Genomic DNA, 15,440 nt, shown 5'->3' with positions numbered 1-15,440 from the left:
AAGCTCTCCTATTCCTGAAAAATTCTGACATCGGCGGCGTCCCAGCCGAGTTCGACCTGATCGCCCGACGAGACCGGCCGGCGGTCGGCGGCATCGGCGGTGACGCGCACCAGAAATGGTTTTGGCGACAGAGGCGTGCGGATATGCAACTGCAGGTCCAGCCCGTGATAGGCCAGCGCCTCAACCGTGCCGGCGGTGCGGTTAGCGGTCTCGGCTGACGGGAACAGCCGGATGCGCTCGGGTCGCACCGAAGCGACAGCGGAAGCGCCGGGTGTGAGCTTGGCGGGAACCTTGCCGGTGATGCGCGCGCCGTTCGCGGCGATCACGCCATCCGCAGACACCTTGCCCGGTACGAAATTCATCACGCCGATGAAGTCGGCGACGAAACGGTCGGTGGGATGCTCGTAGATCGCGTGCGGCGTGTCGCATTGCAGCAACTGGCCGTCCTTGAGCACCGCCATGCGGTCGGCCATGACGAGTGATTCTTCCTGGTCGTGGGTGACGATGACGAAGGTGATGCCGACTTCGTGCTGCAGGCGCTTCAGCTCCATCTGCATGGCGCCGCGCAGTTTCTTGTCCAGCGCGCCCAGCGGTTCGTCGAGCAGCAGCAACCGAGGCCGTTTGACCAGCGCGCGGGCGAGCGCGACGCGCTGCTTCTGGCCACCCGACAATTGCTCAGGCTTACGGTCGGCGAAGGGGACAAGCTCGGTGGTGGCCAGAATGGCCTCGACGCGGGAACGGATTTCAGCTTTCGGCAAGCGCTCCATCTCCAGCCCGTAGGAGACATTGGCGCGCACGCTCATATGCGGGAACAGCGCGTAGGACTGGAACATCAGATTGACCGGCCGATTGTTGGGCGGGGTCCGGGCGATGTCCTTGCCATCGAGCAGTATGCGGCCGTCGGTTGGCGTCTCGAAGCCGGCCAGCATGCGCAGCAGCGTGGTCTTGCCGCAGCCGGAGGGTCCAAGCAGCGCGAAGAACTCGTTTTCGCGGATGTCGAGCGAGATGCCGTCGACGGCGGTGACCCGGCCGAACTTCTTCGAAACGTTATCAATGGCCAGCAGCGTGCGCGGTTCGCTCATTGGCCGATGATCCCACGGTTGAGCCGCTGCGACAGGGTCAGCGCGGTGATGGATACCGCCATGACGATCGTCGCCAGCGCGTTGATCTCCGGCGTGATGCCGAAGCGGATCATGGCGTAGATCTGCATCGGCAGCGTCGTCGAGGCGCGGCCGGCACCGGCGGTGAAGAAGGCGATGATGAACTCGTCGACCGAGAGCGTGAAGGCAAGCAGAGCGCCGGCGACCACTGCCGGCGCGATGACCGGCAATGTCACACGCCGGAAGGTGGTCAGAGCCGAGGCGCCGAGGTCGGCGGAGGCCTCGACGATCGACCAGTCGAAACTCTTTAGCCTTGCGCGCACCACCGAGCAGACGAAGGCGAGGTTGAAGACGACATGGGCGAGGATGATGGTGTGCAGGCCCATGGTCAGGTTTAGCATGGAGAAGAACGACAGCAGAGCGATCGCCAGGACGATGTCGGGGATGATCATCGGTGCGAAGATCAGCGCCTCGAGACCCCTGCCGTATTGCCGGCGCATCTCGATGCCGATGGCCAGCAGCGTGCCGAGCAGCGTGGCGATGGCCGTGGAGACCAACGCCACGATCAGCGTGTTGAGCGCAGCGGAAAGGATTGCGGAATTGCCGGCCAGCGAGGCATACCATTTCAGCGAAAAGCCCGACCATGCCGTCGGCAATCCGCCTTCGTTGAAGGACAGCGCCACCAGCACGGCGATCGGGATGTAGAGGAAGGCGAAGACGAGGGTGAGGATCGTCCGCATGCCGAGCGTACGGGTGAAGGAATGGGTCATCGCCGGCCTCCGACAATTGGAGGGCAAGCGAACGACCAGAGTCCTTCTCCCTGTTCGCGGGTAGAAGCTACCGGCAGGCAGACGGGGGGCAGCGTTGAGAGTCGCAAAGGTTGACGCCGCCCCTCATCCGCCCCTTCGGGGCACCTTCTCCCGGTGAACGGGGAGAAGGCAAGAATTGCGCGGCGCTCAGCCATAGGCGTCACCCCTTGCCTCAGCCGCACGCCCCGCGGCGCGGTCGGCGGCGAGCGCCTGCGCCATCAGCACCAGAAGCATGATGGCGATCAGCGCCATCGCCAATGCCGCGCCAAACGGCCAGTCATTGGCGGTCAGGAACTGGTCGTAGACGAGGTTGCCGATCATCTGGAAGCGGCCGCCGCCAAGCAGCGCCGGGGTGACGAAATTGCCGATCGACAGCACAAAGACGAAGACAGCACCCGCAGCGATGCCGGGCACGGTCAGCGGCAGGATGACACGTCGAAAGGTGGTGGCAGCGGAGGCGCCGAGATCGCGTGAGGCCTCGGCCAGTTCCGGGTTGAGGCGTGACAGCGGCGCGTAGCAGGCGAGGATGACGAAGGGCAGATAGTTGTAGACGAGGCCTGCGATGACCGAGCCTTCGGTATAGAGCATCGAGGGCGGTTCGCCGGTGTAGCCGAACCAGCGCAAGAGCTGGGTGATCAGGCCTTCGCGGTTGAGCAGCACGATCCAGGCATAGGTGCGGATCAGGTAGTTGGACCAGAACGGCAGCACGGCGAAAAACAGGAACACCGGCTGCCACCGGCGCGGGGCGGCCGCGATCGCATAGGCGGCGGCATAGCCGATCACCACCGCGATCAGGGTCGCGGTGCCGGCGATACGCGCCGATTTGAGTAAGATGCCGGCATAGAGCGGGTCGAAGACCAACCCGAAATTTTCCAGCGTCAAAGTGTAGTCGATGCCGCCATAGACGCCGCGCCGGAAGAAGGCGAGCGCCAGCACCAGGGCGCATGGGATAACCATCAGCGCGGTCAGCCAGACCAGCGCCGGGGCCATCAGCAGAGAGGAACGAAGTCGGGTCTGGGACAATTTCTCGGGTACCGCTCAGGGCCGGCGGCAGAAGTGCTGCCGGCCGTGAAGTCTGCGCCGCTTACTGCGCGGCCTTGATCTCGCTGACGATCTTGGAATAGTCGCGCTGGGCTTCGCCGACGTCACGCAACTGCTCGAACTTGACGAGATCGGCCACCGGCATCGCCATGTTGGGGAATTTGGCCAGGAAGTCGGCCGGCAGGCTTTCCATCGCCGGCTTGTTCGGCACCTTGTAGTCGATGTTCTGCGCCGCCCAGGCGTGGTTCTTGGCGTCGAGCATGAAGTTGATGAACTTGAAGGCGTCGTCCTTGTGCTCGGACGCCTTCATCACCACCATCGTGTCGACCCACAGGTCCGAACCTTCTTTAGGGATGACGTATTTGATCTCCGGCTTGTCGGCGATGCCGTAATTGCACCAGCCGTCCCAGGCCTGCACCATCAGCGCCTCGCCGGAAACCAGCTTGGAATAGAAGGTGGTGTCGTCATAGGCGAGCAGGGTCTTCTTGGCGGAGATCAAGAGGTCCTTGACCTCGGCCATCTTGGCCGGGTCGGTCTCGTTGACCGAATAGCCCTTGTCGAGCTGCCCGGCGGCCAGCAGCCAGCGATCGGTCGCCAGCATGGTGGTCTTGCCCTTCATCTCGTCGGAAGGGGCGAGCAGGTCGCTCCAGCTCGTGGGCGCCGTCTTGACAAGGTCAGAGCGGTAGCAGAGGCCCGTCGTGCCCCAGGTGTAAGGCACGGAGAAAGCGTTGCCGGCATCGTGCGGCAGCTTGGTCGCTTCGGGATAGAGGTTGGCGAGGTTGGGGATCTTGGCATGGTCGATCGGCTCGGTCAGGCCAAGCTTGTTTAATACTTCGGCGAAGGGCGAGGAGACGAAGACCACGTCATAGCCCTTGCCGCCGGCGGCAATCAGCTTGCCCATGATCTCTTCATTGGTGGCGTGCACCACCACTTCGCCGGCAACGCCGGTGGCGGTCTTGAAAGCGGCCATGGCGTCGGGTGCCATGTACCCATCCCAGTTCGAAATAACGAGGTCGGCTGCGGCGGCCGGCCCCGAGAGCGTCAGGGCGAGACCGAGAGCGATTGAGGATGTATTGAGCGCACGGCGCCGCAGGCTGGTAGCGGTCATGGCAGTCTCCCATTCGGTTTGATCGTCGAAATCATTTGCCGGACCAAGGCCGGCGACGCGCGCGCCTGCCTCGATCCTGTTCCCTCGGTCTTTTCTCGCCGATTGTGCCGACAGTACTATTGCAGAAAAAAGTACGTCAATCCATAATCTGTCAACCGACGGAGGAATTTGGCCGATTGTCCCTGTTCCGGCGATCAGCCAGACCAATGCGCCACATTCGCATTCGAGAAAAGTCATGCAAGCCGTAGCCAGACGACCTCGCACCAACCATCTCGATCTGGCGCAGCGCATCCTGGATGTGGCGCGGCAGCGTGGCTTCGAGCCTGGCGCCCGCCTGCCCGAACAGCAGATCGCCTCGCTGTGCAATGTCTCGCGCACGCCCGTACGCGCCGCACTCGGCCTGCTCGCGGAACGGGGCGTGGTGCGCTGGGAGGCCGACAGCGGTTATCATCTGACGGTCGACCTCGCCGCCCAGCCCGCCATTGCCGCCGAACTACCCAGTGCGGAGGAAGACGAGCTCGCCGAAGCCATCCTGCGCGACCGCTCGGCGCGACGGTTGGACCAGACGGTGACCATCGCGGGGCTGATGCGACGCTACGACGCTGATCGCAAGACGGTACTAAAAGCACTTAACAAACTGACCGACGAGAATCTTCTGGATCGTGCGCCTGGGCAATCCTGGTTGTTTCGCCGCGCGCCGGACGATCCGGAGGCGCAAGGCGAAAGCTACGAGTTCCGCCTGGTGCTGGAGCCGGCGGCCATCCTGACGCCAGGCTTTCGGCTGGACGGGGCGCGGGCAGCAATGTTGCGGCAAGGCATGGAAGCGCTTGCAGCGCTGCCGGACGAGACATTCGACACGCGCGAGTTCCAGCGGCTGGACATGGATTTTCATGGCATGATCGCCGAGGGCTGCGCCAACCGTTTTGTGTCGGATGCATTGGCCGATCATCTCCGCCTGCGCCGGCTGCCGGGCATCTATTCCGGCGTCAACGTGTTTCGGCTGCGGCAATCGTTGCGCGAACACTCGGGCATACTCGACTATCTTGAAAGCCGGCAGTATGAGGTGGCTGCCGATCTGCTTCGCATCCACCTGCGGCTCTCCCGCAGCCAGCGACCGCAAGCAGCCAGCCGCGGAGCTCCCGCACTGTTCAGCATGATCAGCCGGCCGGATTGAAGAGGAATAATTGACGCGTAAAGCCAGCCCGACCATCGCGCTGTTTCCCGAAGCCAGTTTCGGCGCCGCGTTGAATTGCGTCGGTATCGCACAGGCATTGCGCGCACGGGGCGCTCGCCCCGTCTTCATCTGCCATGCCGGCTTCTCCGGCGTCTTTACCGACTATGGCTTCCAGGAATACCATCTGCCGACGGATGAGCCGCTGAGCGACAGCGACCGCCAGAGCTATTGGCAGGCCTTCGTGCGCCGGCACCTGCCGCATTTCCGGCTGAGCCCGATCGACCAGCTCGAGACCTATGTCGCGCCGACCTGGCAAGCGATCGTCGACACCGCCGTCAACGCCGAGGCGCCGCTGCGCCAATTGCTGGCGCGGCTGAAGCCGGACGCGGTGGTGCTCGACAACGTCATCATGTTCCCGGCGATCGCCGCCGCCGGCTGCCCGTGGGTGCGCGTCGTCTCCTGTGCCGAGACGGAACTGCCGGATGCCGAGGTGCCGCCCTATCTCTCGGGGATGGGTGCCGACGACCCGCAACGTGCGGCGTTCGAAGCGCGCTATCTCGCGGCCTCCGCACCCGCGCATGAGCGCTTCAACCGTTTTCGTGCGGATGCCGGCCTGGCGCCGTTGCCCAAGGGCCTGTTCCTCGAGACATCACCCGACCTCAATCTGCTGCTGACGCCAGCGATCGTACGGCGTGAGCGGGCCGAGCCGCTCGACCCCAAACGCTTTGTCTATCTCGAAGGCTGCGTGCGTTCGGAAGGGCCATTCGAGGTGCCGGTGTTTCCGCGCAATGGCGGCCCGCTGGTCTATGTCAGCTTCGGCAGCCTCGGCGCGATGGATGTCGGGCTGATCGAGCGCATGCTCGCCGTCTTCGACAGGCTGCCGGCGCGCTTCATCGTCAATGCCGGCGGCCTGCGCGACGCCTATCGCGCGGTGCCGGACAATGTCTATCTCGACGCCTGGTTTCCGCAGCCTTCGGTGGTGGCGAAGTCGGACCTGTTCATCCACCATGGCGGCAACAACAGCTTTTGCGAGGCGCTGCGCTTCGGCGTGCCGTCGCTGATCATGCCCTATTGCTGGGACGGTCACGACAATGCGCAACGCGCGGGAGAGACAGGTGTCGGCGACCATATCGGCCGCGACGCCTGGACGGAAGGGGGATTGGAGAGAGCCATTCTCGGCCTGCTGGCCGACGATGCGATGCGCGCCCGCCTCAGGGACAATGCTGCCAAGATGGCGCTGACCCCTGGAACGGATGTGGCCGCGCAAGCCATACTCTCTCTCATAGGTACGTGAACCAAAATGCAGGACAAAAATACCAACACCGCTCTCTTCACCGGCAACGATCCCAAGGCCTGGCTCGCCCAGCACGGCATCACGGAGGTCGAGTGCCTGGTGCCCGACATGAATGGCGTGCTGCGCGGCAAGGCGCTGCCGACGGTGAAATTCCTCAAGGCGCTGGAAGACCGCGCACTCTACCTGCCGAGCAGCGCTTTCCTGGTCAGCATCGATGGCCGCTACTCCGGTTCCATCGACGAAGGCTTTGCCTATCAAGACCCGGATATGCGCATGGTGCCTGATATGTCGACGCTGTGCCTGGCGCCGGGCGGTGGCGTCGGCAAAGCCTATGTCTTCGCCGACGCCTTCCACATGCAAGGCAAGCCCTGGATGGCCTCGCCACGACATGTGCTGCGCGCCGTGCTCGATCTCTACCGGAAGCGCGGTTGGCGCGCGGTGGTGGCGCCGGAAATCGAATTCTATCTGACCGCGCCCAATCCGAATCCCGACCAGCCGCTGACGGCACCGGTTGGCGCCAATGGCCGCGCCGAGGGCTCGCAGCATCCCTATGACATGGTGGCGCTGGAAGAATTCGAGCCGGTGATAAGGCGCGTCTATGATTATGCCGCAGCCGCCGGCCTGCCGCTCGACACGCTGATCCATGAATCGGGCACCGGGCAGCTGGAGATCAATCTGCTGCACGGCGACGCGGTGCCACTCGCCGACCAGGTGCTGCTGTTCAAGCGGCTGACGCGCCAGGCAGCGCAGCAGAGCGGCATGCACGCCACCTTCATGGCCAAGCCGATCGCCGCGCAGGCCGGCAGCTCGATGCATCTGCACATGTCTGTCGTCGATGAAACGACAGGCGCCGCGCTGTTTGCCGACAGAGATGATGCAGACACCGAAATGTTCGGCCATTTCATCGGCGGCCTGCAGAGATATGTGCCCGAGATCATGCCGCTGTTCGCACCCAACGTGAACTCGTTCCGCCGCATCCGGCCGAACCACAGCGCACCGGCCAACATCGAATGGTCGCATGACAACCGCTCCTGCGGCCTGCGCGTGCCGGCAGGTGGCCGCGCCGCCCGGCGGGTAGAGAACCGCTTGCCGGGAGCGGATTGCAATCCCTATCTGGCGATCGCCGGTTCGCTGCTTGCCGGCTATCTCGGCGTCGAGCAGAAGCTGGCGCGCTCGGCTGAGGCCTCGGGCAATGCCTACAGGATCAAAAGCACGCTGCCGAAAACGATGGAGGAGGCGCTTGATCGTTTCATTGCTTGCGAGCCGGTGCGGGCATTGCTCGGCGAGGATTTTTTCCAGACCTATCTGCGCGTCAAGAGCGTCGAACTCGACCTGTTCCAGAGCGTGGTGACGAGCTGGGAACGCGACCATTTGCTGCTGAAGGTGTGATCATGGCCTCCGGCTCAACGGGTTTCAATTCGAGCCTCGATATCGGCAATTCCTATTATGTCGCCACCACCAATCCGGCGCCGGACCATCCGGCGCTGGTGGGAGATGTCGGCGCCGATCTGGTGGTGGTCGGTGGCGGCTGCACCGGCCTGTCGGCCGCCCTTCATGCCGCCGAGCGCGGCCTGAAGGTGGTGCTGCTCGAAGGCGGCAAGATCGGCTGGGGCGCGTCGGGCCGCAATGGCGGCCAGATGATCCCCGGCCTGCGCAAAGGCGCCAAGGGGCTGGTCAAGCTCTACGGCCCCGAGCGGGCGAAGGCGCTGTTCGACCTCGCCTTCGAGGCGCGGGGCCTGGTGCTCGACATCATCGAGCGCCACACCATCGACTGCGATCTGCGGCTGACCGGCCATCTCGTCGGTGCCGTTAATGGCTCCGACCTCAGGGATCTCGAAGACGAGGCCAAATGCCTCGAGAGCGTGATGAAGTTCCGCGACGTCGAGATCCTGTCGGCGGCGCAGGCACGCGGCAAGGTGGACACGCCCTATCATGGCGCGATGTATGAGCCGCTCGGCGGCCATATGCATCCGCTGAACTACACGCTCGGCCTTGCCCGTGCCGCCGTGGCGGCCGGTGTCGTCATCCATGAAAATTCCGTCGCGGTAAAGCTGGAGCGCGAGCCTTCGATCCGGGTCTCGACGGCGCAGGGGTCGGTAAGGGCCAAACATGTCGTGCTGGCCGGCGACGCGCTGCTGCATGGGCTGGAGCCGCGCGTCAACAGCCGCATCATGCCGGTAGGCAACTATATCGTCGCCACCGAACCGCTGGAGGGCAAACACAATGTCATCCCGGCCAATGTCGCGGTGTCCGACACGCGCTTCGTCGTAAACTACTACCGCATGTCGGCGGACGGTCGGCTGCTGTTCGGCGGCGGCGAGCGCTACACGCCATCGCCGCCGGCCGACATCGCCGGCTTCGTGCGGCCGCATATGGAGGCCACCTTCCCGCAACTGAAGGGCTGCCGCATCGATCATGCCTGGGGCGGCCTGGTGTCGGTGACCACGTCGCGGCTGCCGCATGTCGGGCACTATGGCGAGGTCTATTTCGCGCATGGCTATTCCGGCAAGGGCGTCATCCTGTCAACGCTGTCGGGCAAGCTCTTGGCCGAAGCGATGACGGGCGACGCCTCGCGGCTGGACCTGTTCTCGACGCTGACGCCGATGCCGTTCCCGGGCGGTACGGCGCTACGGGGTCCGCTCTATGTGCTGGGGATGTTGTGGTACGCCATGCGCGACCGCATCAAGCATTGAGGCTGCTGCCGGCGGGCGCGAATCATTGGAGGCGATTGCATGCGTGATTTTCAGTTCCCCGGCCGCTCGCCGGTTCGCGCCACCGAAGCGATGGCGGCGACATCGCATCCGCTGGCGACGCTGGCCGCCATCGACATGCTGCGCTCCGGCGGCAATGCCATGGATGCCGCTGTCTGCGCTGCGGCGGTGCAAGGCGTCGTCGAGCCGCAATCGACCGGCATCGGCGGCGACTGTTTTGTGCTCTACAGTCCCAAAGGCGAGGGCGATGTTCTCGCTTTCAACGGCTCGGGGCGTTCGCCCGCTGCGGCAACCGCCGAATGGTATCTGGAGCGGGGGCATAGCGAACTGCCTGCGGCCGGACCGCATGCCGTCACCATACCAGGCGCCATCGATGCATGGTGCCGGCTACTCGAGGACCACGGAAAAAAGGGCATCGACGCCGCGCTGGCGCCAGCCATTCGCTATGCCGAACAAGGCTATGTCGTTCATGATCGCGTCGCCTTCGACTGGGCCGACGAGGTCGCCCTGCTCTCAGCCGATGAACATGCCGCGCGCATATTCCTGCCCGAGGGAAGGGCGCCGCAAGCCGGCGATGTGCATCGGCAGCCGCACTTGGCGGACACCTTGCGCATCATCGCCAACCGAGGCCGTGCAGGGTTTTATGAAGGTGAAGTCGCGGACGATCTGGTGGAACGTCTTCGCGCGCTGGGCGGGCTGCATGCATTGGAGGATTTCGCCGAGACCCAAGGCGACTACGTCACGTCGGTGAATACGTCCTATCGCGGCTACGATATCCATCAGATGCCACCGAACAATCAGGGCATGACGGCGCTGATCATGCTGAATGTGCTTTCGGGCTTCAGCCTTGGTTCGTTGGAGCCGAACAGTGCCCAGCGGCTGCATCTCGAGATCGAAGCCGGCCGGCTTGCCTACCAGGACCGCGATACTTTCATCGGCGACCAGGATTTCGTCCAGGTCCCCGTCGAACAACTGCTGTCGGCAGCCTATGCGGAGCGGCTGCGCGCCGCCATCGATCCGGCGCTCGCCATGACGCATCTGCCGCGGCTTGAGCTTCCGCGCAGCGACACGGTCTATATCTCCGTGGTCGACCGCGACCGCAATGCAGTCAGCTTCATCAACTCGACCTTCGGTTCCTTCGGCAGCGGCGTCGTCGGTCCCAAGACAGGCGTCGTGCTGCAGAATCGCGGCAGCAGTTTTGGCCTCACGGAAGGCCATCCAAATCGTATCGCGCCGCGAAAGCGACCGATGCACACCATCATGCCCGGCATGGCGACGCGAGGGGGTAAGGTGGTGATGCCGTTCGGGGTGATGGGCGGCGGCTACCAGCCGTTCGGCCATGTCCATCTGTTGACCAACATGATCGATTTCGGGATGGACCCGCAGCAGGCACTGGATGCGCCACGGGTGTTCTACAAGGACAATGCCGTGCTGGCCGAGCGCGGGATTCCGGCTGAGGCGATCGCCGGCCTGCGTCAGCGCGGCCATCAGGTTTCGATCGCCGAGGAGCCGCATGGCGGCGGCCAGTTGGTGCTGATCGATTGGGAAACGGGCACGCTCACCGGTGCCTCCGATCCGCGCAAGGACGGTTGTGCGCTGGGCTACTGATCTGCGTTGCTGGAATGCGCATTCAGAACCAGATCAGCCAGACAAGCTGCAGGATTACCAGTGCAATGGCGTCCCAGAAGATGAGTTCGCCCATCGAGAACCAGCGCCGCGACCGGTTGAAGCTGTAGAACAGCCACCAGACCAAGGCTGCGGCGGCCAGCGGCACCAAAGCGAGCAGCGTGCTCACGGCAGCCGCGCTCCCGACACAGCATCGAATGTGTGCAGCGCTGCCGGCGGAAAGCGTAGATAAAGCGGCTGGCCGGGATCGAAAGCGCGATCGTCATTCACAGTCCTGACGATCAGCGCGTTGGCCTCGCTATTGGCGAAGATCAGCACGTCCGGCTCGACCGGTTCGACGACGTCGACGGCAAACAGGATGGCGTCGCCGGCAGTCGCGTCGACAAGCTGGATCTGCTCCGGGCGAATGCCGAGCACGATGGGACCATCAGGCTTTCCCGGAAGCGGGCAAGTGAAACCGCTGGCGTGGAAGACGCCGGCGCGGACATCGCCATCGAACGTGTTCATCGCTGGACGGCCGATGAATTCGGCGATGAAGCGATTGGCAGGCCGCCGATAGATCTCGCGCGGGTCGTCGTACTGGATCAGTGCGCCTTCGCGCAACACCGCGACCCTGGTCGCCAGCGTCATCGCCTCTTCCTGGTCGTGGGTGACGAAGACGAAGGTCTTTTTCAGCTCGCGATGCAGACGCTTCAGCTCGGTGCGCATGTGGAGCCGCAACAAGGCGTCGAGATTGGACAGCGGCTCGTCCATCAGACAGAGGCTCGGCTGCCAGACGAGTGCGCGGGCCACAGCCACGCGCTGCGCTTGGCCGCCCGACAATTGCGAAGGGCGGCGGTCGAGGTAACGGGTGATTTCGAGCAGCTCGGCAATGGCGCGGACGCAGCGGTCAAGCTCGGCGGCCGGCATCTTTCGGATGCGCAAGGGATAGGCGATGTTCTCGTAGACGCTCTTATGGCTGTAGAGCGCATAGTTCTGGAACACCATGCCCATGCCGCGCAGGCGCGGCGGCAGGTCGGTGACATCGAGGCCCTCGACCATGATGCGCCCGGCGGTCGGCCGCTCCAGCCCGGCGAGCAGCCGGCAGGCTGTCGTCTTGCCGGAACCGGACGGGCCGAGCAGAACCAGGAATTCGCCGGGCTCGAAAGCAAGATCGAGCGCCTGCAGCGCCACCGTCCCGTCCGGGAAGGCCTTGGTGACGCCGTCGAAAACAATTGCCATACAAGATCCCTTCAACCCTTGACCGCGCCGAAGGTGAGGCCGCGGACGAGCTGTTTCTGGACAAGGAACGTGAAAAGCACGATCGGCAGCGTTGCCACGATCGCGACTGCCGCGACCTGTCCCCAGAGCGTGCCATGCGGCGTCACCAGCCCCGGTATGCCGACGGTCAGCGGCCGCCCGTCGAAAGCGACGAGGATGAAGGCATAGAGGAACTCGTTCCACGACAGGATGAAGCAGAGCACCGCTGTGGCGCCGATGCCGGGTGCGGCCAGCGGCGCGACGACGAAGAAGAATGCGCCGAGCCGCGAGCGGCCGTCCATCATCGCGGCCTCGTCGATCTCCCTGGGGATTTCGGCGAAGAAGCCGCGCATCATCCAGACGACGAGCGACAGGTTGAAGGAGGTGTGGGCGATCACAACGGCGTAGATGGTGTCGATCAGGCCCAGCGAGGTGAAGAACAGGAACAGCGGCACGGCGATTGAGATCGGCGGCGCCATGCGCGTGGTCAGGAAGAAGAAGAACAGGTCTTCCTTGCCGGGAAAATCCGAGCGGGCAAAGCCATAGGCCGCTGGCGCGCCGATGACGATGCAGAGTATGGTCGACGACACCGAGATCAGCACCGAATTGATCGCCAGCGGCCAGTATCCCTTGTCGATGAAGACGGCGGGATAGTTGGCAAGCGTCGGCGAAAAAATCCATTTCGGCACAGAAGACAGAAGATCGACGCGGTTCTTGAACGACGCCAGCACCATCCAGACATAAGGCGTCAGCGCCACCACGACGGCGACGAGCAACACCGCCCAGGCAAAGCTTTTCCAGGCGCGGTTGGTGGATTGATCGATCATCGCCGCGCCCTCAATACGCCGCCGCCTGCTTGCGGCTCGACCAGTAGACGGCCTTGTAGAAGACCGAGCACAGGATCAGCACGACGAGATAGATCATGAAGGCGACCGCGGCGCCGTAGCCGAGGTCCCAGTTACGGAAATTGACGCGGTAGGCGTAGATCGAGACCAGCTCTGTCAGCGTTCCCGGACCGCCGCCGGTCATCAGGAAAACCTTGTCGAACTCCTTGAAGGCGTCGATGCCGCGCAGCAGCAGCACGAGCGCGATGACCGGCCGCAGCAGCGGCAGCATGACGTCTCGGAAAATCTGGAACGGTTTGGCGCCATCCATCATTGCCGCCTCGAACGGCGCGCGCGGCAGGCTCATCATGCCGGCGAGCATGATCAGGGTGACGAAAGGCGTCCACTGCCAGACATCGATGGCGACGATGGTCGGAAACACCAGGTCGGGTGCCGAAAGCACCGCCGAATTCTGCGCCAGCAGACCGACCTTGCGCATGTAGAAGGTGAGCATGCCGAAATCGCCCTGCAACAGCAGCCGCCAGATCAGCCCGACGGCGACCGGCGCGATCATCATCGGGATGAGCAGCAGTGTGGTGAGAAGCCGCTGGCTGGCGACGAAGCGGAAGATCAGGAAGGCCAGCGCAAAGCCGAGCAGGAACTCAAGGCCGACGGCGATGACGACGAATTTCAGCGTCAACAGGAACGATGCCCAGAAGAATGGGTCGTTGCGCATCAGCTTGCGGAAATTGTCGAAACCGACGAAGGCGCCGGCATGGCTGGCGTCGGCGAAGCTGAGGTCGGTCAGCGCGGTGTAGACCATGTAGGAGAACGGGCCGACCAGGAAGACGACGACGAGCAGGGTCGCCGGCAGCATCAAGAGCGGCCCCACCCCACGGTCGAGAAGCGGCATTCCGCGCGGCGATGGAGTGCGGTTCGTCACGGGCGTTTCCTGCGGACAAGAACGGCTACCCGCTTGTGCGGGTAGCCTCTGCGCGACATCTCAAGGCCTATCGTGCCGGATAGGTCATGGGTGCGCAAGAACCGAGCAGTGTCGAGATGTCAGTGGCGGCGGTGTCAAGGGCGGCCTGCGCCTCCTTTTCGCCGGCGAGGTAGGATGACAGTTCGCGCACTAGTATATCGGTCATCTCGGCCGATTGCGGCAGCGTCGCCTTCGGCACCGCATGCTCGTTGGCCTCCATCGAAGCCTTGGCATAGGGCAGCTTCTGCACCTCCGCCGAGGCATAGACATCCGGCCGACCTGAAGCGCCGCCATTGAGATGCTGTTCGAGCTGGCGGTCATAGCCCATCATCCACTGGACGAAGAGGAAGGCGGCCTGTGGGTTCTTCGAATAGACCGGGATCAGATAGGTCCAGCCCTCGACCTGGCCGATCTTCCCGCCGTCGCCTTGCGGCACGAGATCGAAGCCAACCTTGCCGACGACGGTGGAGGCCGTGGTGTCGACCGACACGGCATAGGTTGCGTCGTTCCACATGATCAGCTCGGCGACCTTGGCTTGCTGCATCAGCGCCATGACATCATCCCAGAAATAGTTGAGGCTGTCCGGCGGCGAGAATTGCAGCAGGCTCTTGTAATATTCGAGCGAGGCGACGGCCTTGGGGCTGTTGACGATGACCGGGCCGCAGGCCGAGCCGCTCTTCACGTCGAGCACGTCGCCGCCGAAGGAATAAAGGAAATTGAGCCACTCATACCACAGTGCCTCATGGCGCTTGCCCTGCAGGGCGGTGCCGTAAAAACCCTGGTCGGGGCGATAGAACCATTCGGCGATATCGCGGTATTGCTTCCAGTCCTTGGCGGGAGCGAGGTCGTAGCCATACTTGGCCTTGAAGCCTGCCTGCTCCTTGGGATCGGCGAGCAGGTCCGAGCGATACCACATGAACATGTTGAGCACTGTGAAGGGGAAGCCGTACTCCTTGCCGTCATACCAGGAGATTTCGTGCCAGGCGGTCTGGTAGAGCTGCTTCTCCGGCTCGAAGCTCGGATCGCGCAAAGCCGGGTCGGCCATCATCTTGGCGATTTCGACCAGATGGTTGTTGGTGGCGAACTTGCCGAGTTCGCGATGCGGCTGGATGATGACGTCGTAGCGGCCGCGGTGCGAGTTGAGATCGAGCTGCACCTTGTTGACGGCTTCCGAGTGCTCGTACATCTCGACTTCGACATGGATGCCGGTCTGTTTTTCAAACTCCGGCGCCATCTTCTTCAGCGCTTCGAGCGGCGGCAGCGCCTCGCCGACCATGCGGATGGTCTGGCCGCTATAGGGTTTCGACGCCTCTTTCAGATCCCACGCGGCCGCTTGTGTCACTTGCCACGTCAGGGGCCACACAAATACGACTGCGACGAGCAGTCTGGACGCGGTACGTCTCAGCGGCTTGAGCATTCTTCCCTCTCCCTAGAAGTCGTGCCTGGCGGGCCGGCGCCCGTTTTGTCATAAAATGTGTGGTACTGCAAATCAAAATGTGGCACCTTGCAACAAATGGTTAGGAGGTGTTAAC

14 protein-coding genes are annotated in these 15,440 nt (G+C 63.6%); 5 read left to right on the top strand and 9 right to left on the bottom strand.

Translation table 11 applies throughout. The features are described from left to right. Positions 1–8: 8 nt before the first annotated feature. The 4 genes from NKI88_RS23985 to NKI88_RS23970 form a co-directional block, all read right to left on the bottom strand. A complete protein-coding gene (locus tag NKI88_RS23985; protein ID WP_352657688.1) occupies positions 9–1,082 on the bottom strand; it encodes an ABC transporter ATP-binding protein in 1,074 nt (357 codons plus the stop codon). After that, positions 1,079–1,870, bottom strand: a complete 792-nt coding sequence (locus NKI88_RS23980; RefSeq protein WP_023707562.1) for an ABC transporter permease — start codon at positions 1,868–1,870, stop codon at positions 1,079–1,081. The genes NKI88_RS23985 and NKI88_RS23980 overlap by 4 nt, the downstream gene beginning before the upstream one ends. 186 nt (positions 1,871–2,056) lie before the next feature. Continuing rightward, the gene (locus tag NKI88_RS23975; protein ID WP_023712268.1) at positions 2,057–2,899 is read right to left on the bottom strand and encodes an ABC transporter permease; all 843 of its coding nucleotides are present in this window, start codon (positions 2,897–2,899) and stop codon (positions 2,057–2,059) included. Positions 2,900–2,993: 94 nt separating this feature from the next. Beyond that, the gene (locus tag NKI88_RS23970; protein ID WP_023698839.1) at positions 2,994–4,058 is read right to left on the bottom strand and encodes a polyamine ABC transporter substrate-binding protein; all 1,065 of its coding nucleotides are present in this window, start codon (positions 4,056–4,058) and stop codon (positions 2,994–2,996) included. A 235-nt stretch (positions 4,059–4,293) separates the two neighbouring features. On the opposite strand from NKI88_RS23970, the gene NKI88_RS23965 reads away from it, so the two are divergent. The 5 genes from NKI88_RS23965 to ggt are packed head-to-tail and all read left to right on the top strand — an operon-like array spanning position 4,294 to position 10,845. Beyond that, positions 4,294–5,232, top strand: coding sequence for a GntR family transcriptional regulator (locus tag NKI88_RS23965; RefSeq protein WP_023698838.1), 939 nt, complete (start codon positions 4,294–4,296; stop codon positions 5,230–5,232). A gap of 10 nt (positions 5,233–5,242) precedes the next feature. After that, positions 5,243–6,526 (top strand): glycosyltransferase, encoded by a 1,284-nt coding sequence (locus NKI88_RS23960; RefSeq protein ID WP_023698837.1) that lies wholly within the window; start codon positions 5,243–5,245, stop codon positions 6,524–6,526. 6 nt (positions 6,527–6,532) lie between these two features. Next, the gene (locus NKI88_RS23955) at positions 6,533–7,915 is read left to right on the top strand and encodes a glutamine synthetase family protein (RefSeq protein ID WP_352657683.1); all 1,383 of its coding nucleotides are present in this window, start codon (positions 6,533–6,535) and stop codon (positions 7,913–7,915) included. A gap of 2 nt (positions 7,916–7,917) precedes the next feature. Further along, entirely contained in the window at positions 7,918–9,219 is a 1,302-nt protein-coding gene (locus NKI88_RS23950) for an NAD(P)/FAD-dependent oxidoreductase (RefSeq protein WP_352657680.1), read from the top strand. A gap of 39 nt (positions 9,220–9,258) precedes the next feature. Continuing rightward, positions 9,259–10,845, top strand: a complete 1,587-nt coding sequence (gene ggt, locus NKI88_RS23945) for a gamma-glutamyltransferase (protein WP_352657677.1) — start codon at positions 9,259–9,261, stop codon at positions 10,843–10,845. Positions 10,846–10,867: 22 nt separating this feature from the next. Here the strand turns inward: ggt and NKI88_RS23940 are convergent, their stop codons facing one another. From NKI88_RS23940 to NKI88_RS23920, 5 genes are all read right to left on the bottom strand, one after another. After that, positions 10,868–11,032, bottom strand: coding sequence for a hypothetical protein (locus NKI88_RS23940; protein WP_023714150.1), 165 nt, complete (start codon positions 11,030–11,032; stop codon positions 10,868–10,870). Then, positions 11,029–12,084 carry an ABC transporter ATP-binding protein gene (locus tag NKI88_RS23935; RefSeq protein WP_352657674.1) on the bottom strand — a complete coding sequence of 352 codons (1,056 nt, stop codon included), beginning with the start codon at positions 12,082–12,084 and terminating at the stop codon, positions 11,029–11,031. Before NKI88_RS23935 ends, NKI88_RS23940 begins: the two co-directional genes overlap by 4 nt. A gap of 11 nt (positions 12,085–12,095) precedes the next feature. After that, positions 12,096–12,929, bottom strand: a complete 834-nt coding sequence (locus NKI88_RS23930) for a carbohydrate ABC transporter permease (protein ID WP_023686650.1) — start codon at positions 12,927–12,929, stop codon at positions 12,096–12,098. Positions 12,930–12,939: 10 nt separating this feature from the next. Further along, complete coding sequence (locus NKI88_RS23925; RefSeq protein WP_352657671.1) at positions 12,940–13,869, bottom strand: carbohydrate ABC transporter permease; 930 nt, start codon at positions 13,867–13,869, stop codon at positions 12,940–12,942. Between the two features lie 67 nt (positions 13,870–13,936). Next, positions 13,937–15,250, bottom strand: coding sequence for an ABC transporter substrate-binding protein (locus NKI88_RS23920; protein ID WP_352657668.1), 1,314 nt, complete (start codon positions 15,248–15,250; stop codon positions 13,937–13,939). Positions 15,251–15,440 lie beyond the last annotated feature (190 nt).

Source organism: Mesorhizobium sp. M0317 (assembly GCF_040321555.1).
Taxonomy (GTDB): Bacteria; Pseudomonadota; Alphaproteobacteria; order Rhizobiales; family Rhizobiaceae; genus Mesorhizobium.
Note: the sequence above shows the minus strand (reverse complement) of the source record. Positions and strands in the feature narration are given on the sequence as shown.

What these genes read in the sequence shown, in the direction of transcription:
- NKI88_RS23985 (WP_352657688.1), bottom strand. Translation starts at nt 1,082, where the DNA reads ATGAGCGAACCGCGCACGCTGCTGGCCATTGATAACGTTTCGAAGAAG.
- NKI88_RS23980 (WP_023707562.1), bottom strand. Translation starts at nt 1,870, where the DNA reads ATGACCCATTCCTTCACCCGTACGCTCGGCATGCGGACGATCCTCACC.
- NKI88_RS23975 (WP_023712268.1), bottom strand. Translation starts at nt 2,899, where the DNA reads ATGGCCCCGGCGCTGGTCTGGCTGACCGCGCTGATGGTTATCCCATGC.
- NKI88_RS23970 (WP_023698839.1), bottom strand. Translation starts at nt 4,058, where the DNA reads ATGACCGCTACCAGCCTGCGGCGCCGTGCGCTCAATACATCCTCAATC.
- NKI88_RS23965 (WP_023698838.1), top strand. Translation starts at nt 4,294, where the DNA reads ATGCAAGCCGTAGCCAGACGACCTCGCACCAACCATCTCGATCTGGCG.
- NKI88_RS23955 (WP_352657683.1), top strand. Translation starts at nt 6,533, where the DNA reads ATGCAGGACAAAAATACCAACACCGCTCTCTTCACCGGCAACGATCCC.
- NKI88_RS23950 (WP_352657680.1), top strand. Translation starts at nt 7,918, where the DNA reads ATGGCCTCCGGCTCAACGGGTTTCAATTCGAGCCTCGATATCGGCAAT.
- ggt (WP_352657677.1), top strand. Translation starts at nt 9,259, where the DNA reads ATGCGTGATTTTCAGTTCCCCGGCCGCTCGCCGGTTCGCGCCACCGAA.
- NKI88_RS23935 (WP_352657674.1), bottom strand. Translation starts at nt 12,084, where the DNA reads ATGGCAATTGTTTTCGACGGCGTCACCAAGGCCTTCCCGGACGGGACG.
- NKI88_RS23930 (WP_023686650.1), bottom strand. Translation starts at nt 12,929, where the DNA reads ATGATCGATCAATCCACCAACCGCGCCTGGAAAAGCTTTGCCTGGGCG.